Source organism: Micromonospora sp. NPDC047074, assembly GCF_040643815.1.
Taxonomy (GTDB): Bacteria; Actinomycetota; Actinomycetes; order Mycobacteriales; family Micromonosporaceae; genus Micromonospora.
The window spans coordinates 74,447-88,960 of sequence record NZ_JBEYVB010000026.1; the positions used below are offsets into that span (position 1 = coordinate 74,447).

The 14,514-nt window shown below is 75.0% G+C and carries 12 protein-coding genes; 7 read left to right on the forward strand and 5 right to left on the reverse strand.

Going from position 1 to position 14,514, the window contains the following annotated elements; translation table 11 throughout:
* Window positions 1-83 precede the first annotated feature (83 nt).
* Entirely contained in the window at window positions 84-1,892 is a 1,809-nt protein-coding gene (locus ABZ809_RS24585) for a glycoside hydrolase family 3 protein (RefSeq protein ID WP_357564934.1), read from the forward strand.
* A 10-nt stretch (window positions 1,893-1,902) separates the two neighbouring features.
* Window positions 1,903-3,693: a serine hydrolase domain-containing protein gene (locus ABZ809_RS24590; RefSeq protein ID WP_357564935.1), complete on the forward strand. Its 1,791-nt coding sequence runs from the start codon at window positions 1,903-1,905 to the stop codon at window positions 3,691-3,693.
* A 33-nt stretch (window positions 3,694-3,726) separates the two neighbouring features.
* Here ABZ809_RS24590 and ABZ809_RS24595 read toward each other — a convergent pair whose 3' ends face one another.
* The 3 genes from ABZ809_RS24595 to ABZ809_RS24605 all read right to left on the reverse strand — a co-directional run bounded on the left by ABZ809_RS24595 (window position 3,727) and on the right by ABZ809_RS24605 (window position 5,649).
* Window positions 3,727-4,422: an aquaporin gene (locus ABZ809_RS24595; RefSeq protein WP_357564936.1), complete on the reverse strand. Its 696-nt coding sequence runs from the start codon at window positions 4,420-4,422 to the stop codon at window positions 3,727-3,729.
* A 93-nt stretch (window positions 4,423-4,515) separates the two neighbouring features.
* A complete protein-coding gene (locus ABZ809_RS24600; RefSeq protein WP_357564937.1) occupies window positions 4,516-4,881 on the reverse strand; it encodes a hypothetical protein in 366 nt (121 codons plus the stop codon).
* Window positions 4,882-4,953: 72 nt separating this feature from the next.
* Entirely contained in the window at window positions 4,954-5,649 is a 696-nt protein-coding gene (locus ABZ809_RS24605; RefSeq protein ID WP_357564938.1) for a pentapeptide repeat-containing protein, read from the reverse strand.
* A gap of 119 nt (window positions 5,650-5,768) precedes the next feature.
* On the opposite strand from ABZ809_RS24605, the gene ABZ809_RS24610 reads away from it, so the two are divergent.
* Complete coding sequence (locus tag ABZ809_RS24610) at window positions 5,769-6,749, forward strand: DUF2804 domain-containing protein (protein WP_357564939.1); 981 nt, start codon at window positions 5,769-5,771, stop codon at window positions 6,747-6,749.
* Window positions 6,750-6,764: 15 nt separating this feature from the next.
* Window positions 6,765-8,084 (forward strand): FAD-dependent oxidoreductase, encoded by a 1,320-nt coding sequence (locus tag ABZ809_RS24615; RefSeq protein ID WP_357564940.1) that lies wholly within the window; start codon window positions 6,765-6,767, stop codon window positions 8,082-8,084.
* Between the two features lie 14 nt (window positions 8,085-8,098).
* On the opposite strand, the gene ABZ809_RS24620 is transcribed toward ABZ809_RS24615, so the two are convergent.
* Together ABZ809_RS24620 and ABZ809_RS24625 are read right to left on the reverse strand one after the other, a co-directional pair.
* A complete protein-coding gene (locus ABZ809_RS24620; protein ID WP_357564941.1) occupies window positions 8,099-8,890 on the reverse strand; it encodes a haloacid dehalogenase-like hydrolase in 792 nt (263 codons plus the stop codon).
* Window positions 8,887-9,942 (reverse strand): redoxin family protein, encoded by a 1,056-nt coding sequence (locus tag ABZ809_RS24625; protein ID WP_357564942.1) that lies wholly within the window; start codon window positions 9,940-9,942, stop codon window positions 8,887-8,889. The genes ABZ809_RS24620 and ABZ809_RS24625 overlap by 4 nt, the downstream gene beginning before the upstream one ends.
* A gap of 182 nt (window positions 9,943-10,124) precedes the next feature.
* Between ABZ809_RS24625 and ABZ809_RS24630 the strand changes: the two genes are divergently transcribed.
* The 3 genes from ABZ809_RS24630 to ABZ809_RS24640 all read left to right on the forward strand — a co-directional run bounded on the left by ABZ809_RS24630 (window position 10,125) and on the right by ABZ809_RS24640 (window position 14,447).
* Window positions 10,125-10,319 (forward strand): hypothetical protein, encoded by a 195-nt coding sequence (locus ABZ809_RS24630; protein ID WP_357564943.1) that lies wholly within the window; start codon window positions 10,125-10,127, stop codon window positions 10,317-10,319.
* Between the two features lie 226 nt (window positions 10,320-10,545).
* Window positions 10,546-11,547, forward strand: coding sequence for a hypothetical protein (locus ABZ809_RS24635; RefSeq protein ID WP_357564944.1), 1,002 nt, complete (start codon window positions 10,546-10,548; stop codon window positions 11,545-11,547).
* Window positions 11,544-14,447 carry a thiopeptide-type bacteriocin biosynthesis protein gene (locus ABZ809_RS24640; protein WP_357564945.1) on the forward strand — a complete coding sequence of 968 codons (2,904 nt, stop codon included), beginning with the start codon at window positions 11,544-11,546 and terminating at the stop codon, window positions 14,445-14,447. The genes ABZ809_RS24635 and ABZ809_RS24640 overlap by 4 nt, the downstream gene beginning before the upstream one ends.
* Window positions 14,448-14,514 lie beyond the last annotated feature (67 nt).

Here is a 14,514-nt window from a genome sequence, read left to right on the forward strand (position 1 = left end):
CCGGCGGTCATGTAGCTAACCTTCTTGACTCCGTCGATGCTGCGTAGCTAAGTTTCAGGCAGCCGATGGAGAGGCGGTCGTCTATGAAGGCCCGAACCGTCACCGCGACAGTCCTGGCGGCAGCCCTGGCGAGCGTCCTCACCCCGGTCGCCGCGCCCGCCGCGCCCGAGCGCCCACCCGCTGCCGAGCACGGCTGGGTCACCTCGACCCTGCGCCACATGAGCCTGGCGCAGAAGGTCGGCCAACTCTTCTCCACCTACGTCTACGGCGGCGACGCCACCGAGCCGACGCCCGCCGACCGCGCCGCCAACCGGGCCGCGTTCGGCGTCGAGACGGCCGCCGAGGTCGTCGAGGAGTTCCACCTCGGTGGTGTCTGCTACTTCTCCTGGTCCCACAACCTGGACAGTCCACGCCAGATCGCGACGCTCTCCAACGGGCTCCAGCGGGCCGCCCTCGGCGACGGCGCGAAGGGTCGGGTGCCGCTGCTCGTCTCCACCGACCAGGAGCAGGGCGTGGTGCTGCGGATGCCCGCCCCCGCCGCCCAGTTCCCCGGGTCGATGGCCCTGGGCGCCGGCCGGTCGCCCGCCGCCGCACGGACGGCGGCGGAGGTCACCGGGCGGGAGTTGGCCGCCGTCGGCATCCGCCAGCCCTACGCGCCGATCGCCGACGTGAACGTCGATCCCGGCAACCCGGTCATCGGCGTACGGTCCTTCGGCGCCGACCCGGCCCTGGTGGGCACGCTGACCGCCGCCCAGGTGACCGGATTCCAGCACGACGCGGGCGTCACGGCGGTGGCGAAGCACTTCCCGGGCCACGGCGACACGGACACCGACAGCCACACCGACCTGCCGGTGATCAACCACAGCCGCGAGGAGTGGGACCGGATCGACGCCCCACCGTTCCGGCGGGCGATCGAGGCCGGCGTCGAGTCGATCATGACCGCCCACATCGTGGTGCCCGCCCTCGACCCCTCCGGCGACCCGGCCACGCTGTCGCCGACGATCCTCACCGGCGTGCTACGAGGTGAGCTGGGATTCCGGGGCGTCATCGTCACCGACGCGCTGAACATGGCCGGCGTGCGACAGCGCTACGGCGACGAGCGGGTGCCCGTGCTGGCGCTCAAGGCCGGCGCCGACCAGCTCCTCATGCCACCGAATCTCCGCCTGGCGCGGGACGCGGTGCTGCGGGCCGTCGCCACCGGCGAACTGACCGAGGGGCGCATCGACGAGTCGGTCCGGCGGATCCTGGCCATGAAGTACCGGCAGGGGCTGGCCCGCCCGCCGCTGGTCGACGTCGAGACTGCGGTACGCACCGTCGGGGCGCCCGAGCACCTCGCCGCCGTCGCCCGCGTCACCGACCCGACGCTCACCGCCGTCCGCAACGACGCCGGGCTGCTGCCGCTGGCCCGTACGGGCCGCTCGGTGCTGGTCACCGGGTGGAACAGTGCGAGCTTCGCCCCGGTCGCGACGGTCGCCGACGGGTTCACCGCCCGCGGAGCCGGCGCCACCGCCCGGCCGGCGACGCTGCCGTCCGACCAGGTGATCGACGCGACCGCCGCCGAGGCGGCCCGGCACGACCTCACCGTCGTGCTGGTCAACAAGGCGTGGGACACCACCGTCACCGACCCGCGCGGCAGCCAGCAACGCCTCGTCGCGGCACTGCTGCGCACCGGGAGACCCGTCGTGGTGGTGGCGGTGCGGGACCCCTACGACATCGCGCACCTGCCGGGCGTGACCACCTACCTGGCGACCTACTCGTACACCCGGGCGGCGATGGACGCGCTCGTCCGCGCGCTGCACGGCGAACTGTCCCCCGGCGGGCGGCTGCCCGTCACGATCCCCACGGCTGCGGGAGCGGTGCTCTACCCGTACGGCCACGGGCTGACCTGGTAGGAGACGAACGATGCGACGCAGGAGCGTCCCTGTCGCGCTCGGCCTGGCGGTGGCCGTGCTGGTCACGACGGTGCCAGGCACCGGGGCGGTCGCGGCGCCCCCGGTCGGCTCGGAGCCGCCGGTCGTCACCCCCGCCGACATCCGGTTCCGGCACGACACGCTGCGGACCGGCCACGCCCGCGACGTCGGGCTGCTCCCCGAGCAGGTGGATCGCATGCCCGCGGACCTGGCGGCGTACCTCCAGCCGACGCCGGACCATCCCGGATTCCCCGCGTACGCGGGAGCGGTGGTGCTGGCGGCGAAGGACGGCGTGGTGGTGCAGCACGCCGCCGTGGGCACGGCGGTGAAGTACTCCGCCGTCGGGCCGGCGCCCGGGCTGGTCGGGGTGGAACTCCCCGCCGACCAGCAGCTCCCGACGCGGACCGACACGATCTTCGACCTCGCCTCGGTGTCCAAGCTGTTCACCACGATCGTCACCATGCAGCAGGTGGAGCGGGGGACCGTCGACCTGGACGCGCCGGTCGCCCGGTACGTCCCGGAGTTCGCGGCCGGCGGCAAGGAGGCCGTCACCGTCCGGATGCTGCTCACCCACACCTCGGGCCTGCCCGCGTTCACGGCGCTGTGGAGCAGGTACCCGACGCCCGCCGAGCGGTTCGCCGCCGCGCTCGCCACGCCGCTCGCGGCCGGCGCGACGCCCGGCACCCGCTACGTGTACTCCGACCTCGGGCTGATCGCGCTGGGGGTGCTGCTGGAGCGGGTGACCGGCCGGTCGTTGGCGGCGCTGGTCGCCGACGGGATCACCGTGCCGCTGGGCATGGTCGACACCGGCTACAACCCGGGGCCCGAGCGTCGGTCACGGATCGCCGCGACCGAATACCAGCCGTACGCCGGGCGCGGCATGGTCTGGGGCGAGGTGCACGACGAGAACGCCTGGTCGCTCGGCGGCGTGGCGGGGCACGCCGGGGTCTTCTCCACCGCGGCGGACCTGGCCCTGCTGAGCCAGGCGCTGCTCAACGGCGGCGAGCACCGGGGGCGCCGGATCCTGCGGCCCGACACGGTGCGCGCGATGCTTGTCAACTACAACGCGCCGCTGGAGCAGGCGTACCCGGAGAGCGATCGCGGGCTCGGCTTCGAGCTGAACAAGCACTGGTACATGATGGGTCTCTCCTCGCCCGTCGGGTTCGGGCACACCGGCTTCACCGGCACGTCCCTCGTCATCGACCCGCTGTCCCACTCCTTCGTCGTCCTGCTCAGCAACCGGGTGCATCCTGACCGGGGCTGGGGCAGCAACAACGTGGCCCGGCGGGCGGTCGCGCGTGATCTCGCGGAGGCGATGCCCGTACGGCCGCGGTCGCGTGCGGCCTGGCGGGCCGACCCGCGCGACGCCGCGACGGTCACCCTCACCGCGCCGCTGCGTCGCGCCGCGCGCGGCGGCACGGCCAGCTTCCTGCTCTGGTACGACACCGAGCCGCGCTTCGACAACGCCCGGTTCGAGGTCTCCCGCGACGGGGGGCGGACCTGGGCGCCGGGCCGGATGCTGCTGCGCCAGGGCGACCGGCGGTGGGTCAGCGACGGCACCGTCACCGGCTACGGCGGGCGGGCCTGGTGGCAGGCCACCGTGGAGTTGCCCGACCAGGCGACCCACCTGAGGTGGACAAGCACCACCGACGCGTCGAGCCAGGGCCGTGGGGTCTACGTCGACCGGATCCTCGCGGTGGACGGCGGCGGGCTGCTCTTCCAGGGCGAGGGCGGTGACGCGACCCGGCTCGTCGCCGACGGGTGGTCCGCCGCGCGGACGTGAACCGGCGGTAGGCCGGCGGGGCTGCCCGCCGGCCTACCGCTCGGTGTCCCGGTACCGGACGTCCGCGCTGGTCAGCAGTGGCGCCAGCAGCGCGGCGAGGGCGCCGCCGGCGAGCGGGGCGACGATGAACACCCACAGTTGGCGCAGGGCGTCCCCACCCTCGAAGATCGCCGGGCCGAAGGACCGCGCCGGGTTCACCGACGTGCCGTCCAGCGCGACCCCGACGAGATGCGCGGCGGCCAGGGCGAAGCCGATCGCCAGGCCGGCGAACCCGGCGTGCTCGGCCCGGCTGGTCACGACGAGGACGACCAGGACGAAGAGGAAGGTCAGCACGACCTCCAGCAGGATTGTGCCCCCGAGGTTGATGTGCGCGCCGTAACCGTTGCTGCCGAGCGCCCCGGTCTGGTCCGTCACACCGCCCCACCGGGTCAGGACCCAGAGGGCGAAGGCCGCGACGGTGGCACCGGCGAACTGCGCGAGCCAGTACGCGACGGCGCCGGGCAGGGAGATCTTCCCCGACAGCAGCACGCCGAGCGTCACCGCCGGGTTGACGTGACTGCCGGAGAGCGGGCCGATCGTGTAGACGAGGGCGAGCATGACGAGCCCGAAGGCCAGGGCGACCACCACCACGCCGCCCTCGACGCGGGCGGCCACCGCGGCACCGACCCCGAAGAAGACGAGCAGGAACGAGCCGATGAGCTCGGCGGTGTACTGTCTGGCCTGCCGCATGGCCGTAGACTAGAGCCGCTGGTTACGCTCCGTGTCCGAATTCGCCGATCCCGCACGGGCCGATCCCGCATCAGCGGCCCGGCTGCGGCGCCCCTACCCGGCCTCGGGATGGGTGGGGACCTCGACCCCGATGGCCGTGAACGGCTCGACCAGGAGCTGGTACTGCGCTTCGGTGATCTTCGCACGCTTGAGGACCGCCCGCGCCGCGATCACGGTGGCGCTGAGCGCGTCCGAGTGCAGGTGCTGCCGGTGCGCGTTGAGCTCGTCGGCGCGGGGGAGCAGCATCGCGCGTACCGCGTGGTCGATCTGGGAGTACTCCGAGGCGGACGGCCGTACCGCCCGACTCGCCTCCCGGCCACCGCGGCGCCGAAGCCGCACCGCGTGGTCGAAGGCCTCGGCGAGCCCGGCGGGCGGCAGCCGCCCGACGTGCTCGATGAACCGGGCCGTCCCAGCCTCCATCGTCACTGCCTCGCTCTCCGTTGATCGGTGACCCGCCACCGGCACGCCCCGCGTCCCTGCCCCCCGACCGGCTCACTCGCCGTCGGCGTCCTCGATGTGGATCCCCAGGGCACCCGCCAGGGTGTGGGACAACGCGGCGAGATCCTGCTGGGCGACAATCGCCCCGGCCATGCTCGTCACCCCGCCGATCCCGGCCAGCACGCAGTTCGCGAACCGGGTGCCCGCCAGCGTCGCGTGGGAGAACTGGGCTCCGGTCAGGTCGCAGTCGGTGAAGCGGGCTCCGCCGAGGTCCGCGTTCTGGAAGTCCGCCCGGGTCAGGTTGCAGCCCTCGAAGGCGACGCCGGAGAAACTCGTGAACCGCCATGCCGACAGGTCCAGCCGGCAGTCCGCGACGGTCACGTCCCGCAACCCGCCGTTGATCCACTGCACGCCCGTCAGCCGGACCGTCGACAGCCGCACCCGCAGCATCGACGACCGTTCCGCCCGCAGGTTCGCCAGGTTCGTGCTCTCGAACAGGCAGTCGGTGAACGTCGCGCCGTCGAGCTGGCCGCCGCTGAGGTCCGTACCCTTGAACCGGCACTGCGCGAACTCGGCCCCGTCGGCCGACCGCCCGGCCAGGTCGAGATCGACGAAACCCAGCCGCCGGAACGTGGCCTCGTCCTCGATGGCGGCACGCTCGGCGGTGGCCAGTTCGAGCGACGCGGGAGGCTTCGGCTTCGCCGGCGGTCGCCACCGGCCAGGGCCACGACGGGACGATCGCACCACCATCCCCGCACCGTAGCCGACCGCCCCCGGCCGACCCTGTGCCGGGACGGATGTAAGGAAGGGGCCCTTCCTTACCCGACCGGCCGGGCCGGGGGCCTGGTGGCAGCCGGTAGCCTGCCCCCGTGACGCACGAGCGGGAGATCACCGAGCCGGTCGACCTGTGCCTGCCCGACGGGCGGTTGAACCCGGCCGCGGTGGGCTGGAGCCGACGGCCGCTGCACCGGGCCAACCTTCGTGGCTGGGGGCGGGCGAAGCGCTGGGAGTACTGGGGGATCGTCACCCCGACGCACATCGTCGGGATCGTCGCGTCGTCGCTGGACTACGCCGGCGTGCACGGCGTCTACGTCCTCGACCGCCACACCCACGTCGAGATCGACAGGGAGGCGGTGGTCCCGTTCGCCCGGGGCACGGTGTTCCCGCCGGTCAGCGGTACGGGCCGGGCGCGGGTACGCGGCGGCGGCCTGGCCGTCGACATCGACCAGCGCCCGGACGGCAGCACGATCCGCGCCGTCGCGCCCGGCGTGGAGATCGACCTGGAGGTGCCGCTGCCGCCGGAGCACGAGTCGCTCGGCGTCGTGGTGCCGTGGAGCACCCGCCGGTTCCAGTACACGGTCAAGGACGTCGGGCGCCCGGTGCGGGGCACCCTGCGGATCGACGGCACGGTCCACCCGGTCGGCGAGCAGGACTCCTTCGCCGTCCTCGACCACGGTCGGGGCAAGTGGCCGTACGCCATGCGGTGGAACTGGGCGGCCGGCAGCGGTCCCGGCCGGGCGATCCAGCTCGGCGGCAAGTGGACCGACGGGACGGGCTCCACGGAGAACGCGCTCTTCGTCGACGGGCGGCTGCACAAGATCGGCGCGGACCTGGTCTGGAGCTACGACCGCGCCGACTGGCTGCGGCCGTGGCGGATCGTCGGCGACGGGGTGGACGTGCGGTTCGCGCCGTTCCACGAGCGGGTCGCGCGTACCAACCTCGGCGTGGTGGCCAACGAGACCCACCAGTGCTTCGGGCACTTCTCCGGCTGGGCGTGCACCACCGACGGTGACCGGGTCGACCTCGACGGCCTCGCCGGCTGGGCGGAGGAGGCACAAAACCGCTGGTAACGGGTATGCCGTCGGATGGGCAACGACGTCGTCGTGGTCGGCGCAGGCTTCTCCGGGCTGGCTGCCGCGCTCGCGCTCGCCCGGGCCGGGGCGCGGGTGCGGGTGCTGGAGGCGCGGGACCGGGTCGGCGGGCGCGTGCTCACCCGACGGCTGGCCGACGGCACCCAGCTCGATCTGGGCGCCCAGTGGGTCGGTCCGACCCAGGACCGGGTCAACGGGCTGCTCGCCCGGTACGAGATCGCCACCTTCCCGTCGGCCGCTGACGGCGCGTCGGCGGTCCACTTCCCCGACGGCCGGCACGCCGGGCCGCCGGAGTCCGCCGCGAAGGTCCTCGACCTGCTCGACGGGTACGCCGAGCGGGTGGATCCGGCCGCGCCGTGGGCGGCGGCCGAGGCCGCCGAGTGGGACCACACGACCCTGGCGGTCTGGCTGAGCGCGGCGGTGCCGGACCCGCCCACCGCCCGGTACCTCGGGCGGCTGCTCGCCGGCGGGTTGCTGGCCGCCGGCCCGGACGAGATATCCCTGCTCCAGATGGCGTTCTACCTGCGCTCCGGCGGCGGCAGCCGGGCGTTGCTCGCGATGGCCGGCGGCGCGCAGCAGGACCGGATCGTCGGTGGGCCGCCGGTGCTGGCCGAGGCGATGGCCGCCGCGCTCGGCCCGGACGCGGTGCGGCTCTCCGCGCCGGTGCGGACGATCGAGCAGGACCACACCGGGGTGGTGGTGCACACCGACACCGACCGGGTCACCGCCGACGCGGTGGTGGTCGCCCTGCCACCGGCGTTGGCCGGTCGCATCCGGTACGACCCGCCGCTGCCGGCGCTGCGCGACGCGCTCACCCAGCGGATGCCGATGGGCACGGCAATCAAGATCCACGCGGTATATCCGGAGCCGTTCTGGCGCGCGGACGGTCGCTCCGGCGTCGCCTTCTGCCTCACCGGCCCGGTCACCGAGACGGTGGACAACAGCATCCCGGACACGCCGCGCGGCGTGCTGACCGCGTTCAGCTACGGCCCGGAGGCGAACACGCTGCGCCGGATGACGCCGGAGGCCCGCAGGACGGCCCTGCTCGACGCCCTCGTCGTCGTCGCCGGCCCGGCGGCCCGTCAGGCCGAGGAGTTCGTCGAGTACGACTGGTCGGCGGACGAGTGGACCCGGGGTTGCTTCTGCGGCGCGCCGACCCCCGGCTCCTGGTGCGCCTACGGGCCGGAGCTGCGCCGGCCGGTGGGCCGGGTGCACTGGGCCGGCACGGAGACCGCCACCCGCTGGGCGGGCTACCTGGACGGGGCGATCGAGGCCGGCGAGCGGGCGGCGGCAGACATCCTGGCTGCGGTGTAAGGAAGGGCCTGGGTCTAGCCGACCGGCCGCTGTCGCGGCGCCCGCTCGGCGACGTGGTCGGTCGCCGCTCCCACCGTGCGCCGCAGGGGAACGGGATCGCGGGCGGTGACGGCGCGCAGGACAGCGGCGGTGTCCGAGAGGTCGGGCAGCACGACGTCGGCGCCCGCCGCCGTCAACTCGGCCGCGCTGGTGGTACCCGTGGCCACCGCGACGGCTCTGGCACCGGCGGCGTGCGCCGTCTCGACGTCGCGACGCGTGTCGCCGATGATGACGGTGTCCGCGCCGTGAAAGCGTCGGCCGAGGTGGCGCGCCGCCCGGCGGAAGGCGTGGTCCGGCAGGTCGCTGCGTTCCCACGCGTCACCCCCGTACGCCCCGATCCGCGTGTCGAAGTGGCCCATCAGCCCGAACAGTTCGAGCTTCAACAACGCCAGCGGGTACAGGTTGCCGGTGAGTACGGACTGGTGCACCCCGGCGACGGCTCCCACGGCGGTCAGCGCCTCGACCGCACCGGGCAGGATGCGCCCCGTGGCCGCCAGTTCGTCCGCCCGGTCGTGCAGCTCGACGACGATCAGCTCGATGAAGGCGTCCAGCAGGCCGTTGCCCGGGTCGAGGCCGTGGGCGCGGAGCACCTCGGTGGCGGCCGCGAGTTCGGTCCGGCCGTTGAACTGCCACGGGTGCTCCAACGTGCGGCCGGTGGCCCGGTGGAACGCCGCCGCGTAGGCGCGGTGCGTGACCGTACCGCCCTCGATCAGCGTCTGGTCGATGTCCCAGAGCACCAGCAGCGGTGCGTGCGCGTTGCCGGTCACGGTTGCTCCGATCGTCGTCGGGGTGGGTGCGGTGCCTGTGCGGTCGTCGGCGGTCGGGCGGGGGCCTGTCGCAGCCAGCGCAGGACCTCGTCGGCGTGCCGGTCCGGCGGGAAGACCGGATGGAAGACGTGCTCGATCACGCCGTCCCGGACGATGAGGGTAAGCCGCCGGTACAGCGTCGTCCCCGCCGCCTCGAAGGTGGGCAGGCCGAGCGCCGAGGCCAGCCGCAGGCCCGGGTCGGAGAGCATGGTGAACGGCAGCCTCAACCGGTCGACGACCTCCCGCTGGTAACCGGTGTCCTGGCTGGACAGGCCGTACACGCGGGCCGCCCCGGCGGCGACCAGGTCGCGGTGGTGGTCGCGGAAGTCACACGCCTGGGCCGTGCAGCCGCGCGCTCCCGGGATGCTGTCCCAGCCGCCGGGCAGGTCGACGTCCGGCCGACCGGTGAGCGGATACAGGTAGACGACCGACCGGCCCGCGCCCAGCGCGTGCAACCCGACCGGGTCGCCGGCGGTGCCCGGCAGCGTGAGCCGCGGCATCCGGCGGCCGGGAAGGTGGTCGGCGGCGCCGTCGTCGGCGGGCGCCGGCAGGTCGGCGGGCAGCCGGGTCAGGTCCACGTCGGCGGGCGCCGGCAGCTCCGTGGGCAGCCGGGCCAGGTCCACGTCGGCGGGACCGGCAGCGGCCCGACCCGCCGGGCCGTTGCGGTGGGCGGCCTCCCGCAGCCGGCGGGTCAGGGCCGCGCGACGGGCGGTCAGCTCGGCGATCCGCGCCGTCAGGTCGTCGATCGCGGCGCGGTAGCCGGCCAGGGCGGCCGGGCAGTCGTCGGCGTGCTCGCTGCCCGCGGTGAGGCAGTCCAGGAACGGGCGGGTCCGGTCGGCGCGGATGCCCAGCCGGCCGAGGAGCCGGATCTCGCGTACCAGCCGCACGTCGTCCTCGCGGAAGTCCCGGTAGCCGTTCGCCTCCCGGGTAGCCGCGATCAGCCCCAGCGACTCGTAGTGCCGGACCGCCTTCGGGGTCACCCCGGCCCGCCGCGCCAGCTCACCGATTCTCATGCTCCCGCCAATCCCCGCACCGAGGACCCGAAGGTAAACCCTGCCCCCGGGGGCAGGGTCAACCCCGACCGGGTCGACCGCCCGCATTGGTCCGGAATAGGGCGCGCATAGCGCCGTCGCCGAGACTGGCGGGGGACCGGCACGTCAGCCGTCCACATGGATCCGACCATGAGGAGGAACTCATGTCGTACGACACGAACCCGGCGGCCGACTCCGTCACGCCCGCCACCGAGAAGTTCATCGACCTCGACGACCTGGACTTCGCCGCGCTCGAGGTCGAGGGCGCCGGCGAGGTCGCCGGTGGCTTCCGGCCCACCGACTGGTGCTCGATCAGCCGGGCCTGCGGGACCGCCGGCTGCAACGACGGCAGCTACTGAGCGGTCCGGCACCGCGTCGGTCGCCAACCACGTCGTCCGGCGAGCGCGTGACGACGGTACGGGGCCCGGGGCCGATGCCACCGGGCCCCGGGCCGGTTCCACGACCCTCGGCACCCGCCTGCCCGGCGTCGATGCCGGATAGCGGGGGAGAAGTGGTCGGATAGCGCGACGGGCCAGACTGGGTCGCGAACCAATCACCCGGCCGGGGGCGGGAAGTATCCGAGCAATGCCTGACAGTCGCACCAACACCGGACACGACTCCGGCGGCCCGGTGCCGGCCGCCCCGACAGCGACCGCTCCGGCGTACCCGCTGCTCTGGCGCCGGGGCGGCCCGGAGGAGACACCCGGCCTCGTCCACGGCGTGGAGCTGGTCCGCCAGATGGCGACCGGCGACGCCAGCGAGGGCTGGCTGTGCATGATCGCCAACGGCACAGCCCACTACCTGTCCACGTTCGCCTCCGACGAGCTGCTGGCGCGGGTCTACGCCGACGGCGGCCAGGTCTTCGGCGTGGTCGCGCAGGTGGGCACGATCAGCACCGCGCCGGACGGCTCGCTCCGCGTCGACGGACGGTGGCGGTTCGCCTCCGGCGCCGACCGCGCCACCCACCTCGCGATGGGCTGCGTGCCCGCCGGCGGGCGGCGCCGCACCGTCCTGCTGCCCCGGACCCGGCTCCGGGTCGACGAGCCGTGGACCGGCCCGGGGATGCTCGCCACCACCAGCCACACGCTGCGCGCCGACCACGTCGGCCTCGCCCCCGAGGACGTCGTCGACATGACTGACGTCCCGTCGGGCAGGCCGGTCGGCATCTACGGCGACGCGGAGCTGTTCCTGTGCAACATGCCGGCCGTACCGCTCGGCCTGGCGGAGAGCCTGCTGGCACTGCTCGGCCCGACGGCCACCGCCGCCTCGCCCTGGGGCGCGGCGTACAGCGACGCGCACAGCCGGTGCGTGGTGGCCCGGCGTGGCGTCACCGACCTGCTGCGCGACCTCGACGGCCTGGCCCGGGCCGGTCGGCTCGGCCCGTTCGCGCCGGCGCTGCGGGCGGAGTTCCGGGCGCTGCTGTCCGGGGCCTACCACGTCGCGCTCGACGCGGCGCTGGATCTCGTCGCCGCCTGCGACACCGCCGACCCCGCGCTGCGGGCCCGGCTGGCGGCGGCCCGGCTGGACGGCACCACCATGCGCCCGCACGCCGCCATGCGCTCCTACCTGGCCAGGCGGCCCGGGTGAGCGGCGGGCCCGATGCCCGGCTGGATCCCGCGGACTGGTGCCTGGTCCGGGTGCCGATGCTGCCCGCGACCGGCCGGCCCGACCCCACCGACACCGGCGCGCAGGCACTCGCCGACCGGCTGCTCGACCTGGCGGTGGGATACGCCACGACGTACGGCCGCGTGCCGGAACCGGACCCGGACGGCCGTGACGATCCGACGCTGCGGGCGATGTACGCCAGCCGCGCCCGGCACCGGCCCACCCCGTTCGGCCTGTTCGGCTTCGCCGCGCGCGCCGACCTGGTGGACGAGCCCCGCCCCACCGTCGTGGACCTGGAGACCGAGGTCATGGTGCGCCCGGTCGACGTGCCCCGGCCGAGCGGTGCGTGGTTCGTCAACCCCACGCTGGCCGCCGACGCCGGCCGGTGGATGTACGTCCGGTCGGACCGGGGTGGTGCCTCCTCCGCACCCGACACCCCGGTGCTGCGGCGGATCGCGCAGCACCGGGACAGCGGGCCGCGCCCCGCCGCCGACTGGATCGCCGACCTCGGCCGCGACCAGTTCGACCAGTACGTCGAGCGACGGGTGCTGCTGCCCGCGCACACCCCGGAGGCCTTCGTCGACCCGGGCGCCGCGCCGCCGGTGTCGACGGTCGGCGCGATCGCGGTGACCGACCGGCCGTTCGACCGGGACCGGTTCGTCGACGCGTTCAGCGGGGTGCGGCCGGCGCTGGACCGGGCGGCCGGGCGGGCCCTGGTCGACGGGGCGGCCCGGGTGCTGGGCGCGGTCCGGCGGTGGGATCGCCTCTCGACCCTGCGCAACCACCTGGAGTCGAGCGTGACCGGCGGGGCCGTACCGCTGTCGTGGCTGCTGAGCGCGCCGGTTGACCACCCGCTGGGCAGCTGGCGGCGGGAACCGGCGCCACCGGCCGGGGCGGCGCCACCGGCCGGGGCGGCGCCACCGGCCGGGGCGGTGCCGCCGGCGGGGCCCGTCCGGCGGCTGTTCGCGCCGGCCCGGGACCGGGACGCGACACTGGTCGACTGGTGGAACACCAGCCAGGACGTCGAGCTGTGGCGGCCGACGCCCCTGCCCGGGGCGGACGGGCCGACCAGCCCGGTGGCGATCGTCGAGCCGCCCACCGGCATGGTCTGCGGGGCGCTGCTGGCCGAGCCGGTCTCTGACGCCGACGTGTGGCTGAAGGTGGTGCTGCCCGGGCTCTGGGCCGGGCCGGGTGCCCGGCTCGCGGACGTGCTGACGCTGCCCCCGCCGCCGGACGTCGCCGACCCGGGGCGGCTCACCGTCGAGCTGGGATGGTTGCCCGTCGACTCCCGGGCGCCGCTGACCCGCCGGCCGTCCGGGCCGCTGCCCCGGCTCAACCTGAACCTGCCGCGTCGTCCCGGCGACGTCGGGCTGGACGACCTGGCGGTCGCCGTGCGGGACGGCCGTCTGCACCTCGTGCACCGGCCGGACGGCCGGCCGGTCGAACTCCGTTTCGACAGCCCGCTCAACCTCGATCTGCCCCTCAACCCGTGGGTGGTACGGCTGCTCGGCATGATCGCCGCGGAGGGTAACGCGACCGGCCGGATGCTCGATCCGAGCTACCGGCTGCCGCCGGGCTCGCCAATTCCCCGGATCACCGGCGGCCGCTGCCTCTTCGCCCGGCGTGGGGTCGTGCTGGACGACCGGCACCGGGCCGACCTGCTCGCCCTCTCGGCGGATCCGGCCGCGTTGGCCGGGGTGCTCACGGAGGTGGGCCTCGGCCCGGTGCTCGAGGTCACCGAGCGCTCCGCCGACCTGACCATGCGCGTCGACGTCACCGACCCCGACCACCGTCGCTGGCTGGTCCGCCGGCTGCGGCGTACCGGCCCGCTGGTGCTGCACGAGGCGCTGCCCGTGGCCACGCCGGTGACGTCCCGGCTCGGCCAGCACGCCCACGACGTGTGGGTGCCCTTCGTCCGCGCCGACGCCCGCCCCACCCCCCGGCTGTCGCCGACCCGGATCGTCGACCGGCCGCCGGCGGAGGATCCGGAGTGGACGGGCTGGTACGTCTACGCACCCGACCGGATCGTGGAGACCTGGCTGGCCCGCGCGGACGTGCTGGCGCTGATGGACCGCGCCGAGCTGTTCCACATCCGGTACCGGGACGACCGCCCGCACCTGCGGCTGCGGCTGCGCGCGGCCGCCGCCTCCCCGGAGCTGCTGGCCGACCTGCGCGCCCACCTGGCCGCCTGGTCACCGCACCATCCCTGCCCGGTCGAGGTGTACCCGTGGCTGCCCGAGGACCACCGCTACGGGGGCCCGGACGCGCGGGCCGCCACCGTCCGCCACTTCTGTGCGGACTCGGCCTGGTGGATCCGCCGGTTGTCGCGCACACCGGACCTGACCGGGCGGTACGCGCTCGCGGTGACCCGGATCGCTGCCTGGTGCCACCAGCTCGCCGGGGACGACGCGGTGACCTTCCTGGCCGGCCTGCGGGGCCTCGACCCCCGCCTGCCGAGCAACCAGGCCCAGCGGGAGTGGATGGCCACCTACCGGGCGGCCCGCACCGACCTGGACCGGCGCTTCGCGGCGGAGATCGCGACCGTCGAGCCGACCCTGGCCCACCTGCCCGGGCTGGATCCGGACGCCCGCGCGCTGGCGTTCAACAGCATGATCCACATGACGGTGAACCGGGGGCTCCCGCTGTCCCAGGCGGTGTCCCGCGAGGCGGAGATCGTGCTGGCCGCCGCCCGCCTGCTCAAGGCACGTGCCGCCCGCGCCGCGACGCCGGCCGGGGTGCGGGCGGCGATCGTGACGCCGGGCGACATGCGGGTGGCCGCCGCGATGCCGGGCGACATGCGTGCGGCGACCGCGCCGCCGCACGGGGAGCCGGCGGACGCGACGCCGGGCGCGCGGGCGGTGCCCACCGTCTTCACCCGGTGATTCCGGTCCACCCGCACAGCTAGTGCCACCCGGGTCGCCCCGGCACCCCCCGTACGGGAGCCGGGGC

Bases quoted from the DNA above. Each gene is read 5' to 3' on its own strand.
- ABZ809_RS24585 (WP_357564934.1), top strand. From the start codon at position 84: ATGAAGGCCCGAACCGTCACCGCGACAGTCCTGGCGGCAGCCCTGGCG.
- ABZ809_RS24590 (WP_357564935.1), top strand. From the start codon at position 1,903: ATGCGACGCAGGAGCGTCCCTGTCGCGCTCGGCCTGGCGGTGGCCGTG.
- ABZ809_RS24595 (WP_357564936.1), bottom strand. From the start codon at position 4,422: ATGCGGCAGGCCAGACAGTACACCGCCGAGCTCATCGGCTCGTTCCTG.
- ABZ809_RS24600 (WP_357564937.1), bottom strand. From the start codon at position 4,881: ATGGAGGCTGGGACGGCCCGGTTCATCGAGCACGTCGGGCGGCTGCCG.
- ABZ809_RS24605 (WP_357564938.1), bottom strand. From the start codon at position 5,649: ATGGTGGTGCGATCGTCCCGTCGTGGCCCTGGCCGGTGGCGACCGCCG.
- ABZ809_RS24615 (WP_357564940.1), top strand. From the start codon at position 6,765: ATGGGCAACGACGTCGTCGTGGTCGGCGCAGGCTTCTCCGGGCTGGCT.
- ABZ809_RS24625 (WP_357564942.1), bottom strand. From the start codon at position 9,942: ATGAGAATCGGTGAGCTGGCGCGGCGGGCCGGGGTGACCCCGAAGGCG.
- ABZ809_RS24630 (WP_357564943.1), top strand. From the start codon at position 10,125: ATGTCGTACGACACGAACCCGGCGGCCGACTCCGTCACGCCCGCCACC.
- ABZ809_RS24635 (WP_357564944.1), top strand. From the start codon at position 10,546: ATGCCTGACAGTCGCACCAACACCGGACACGACTCCGGCGGCCCGGTG.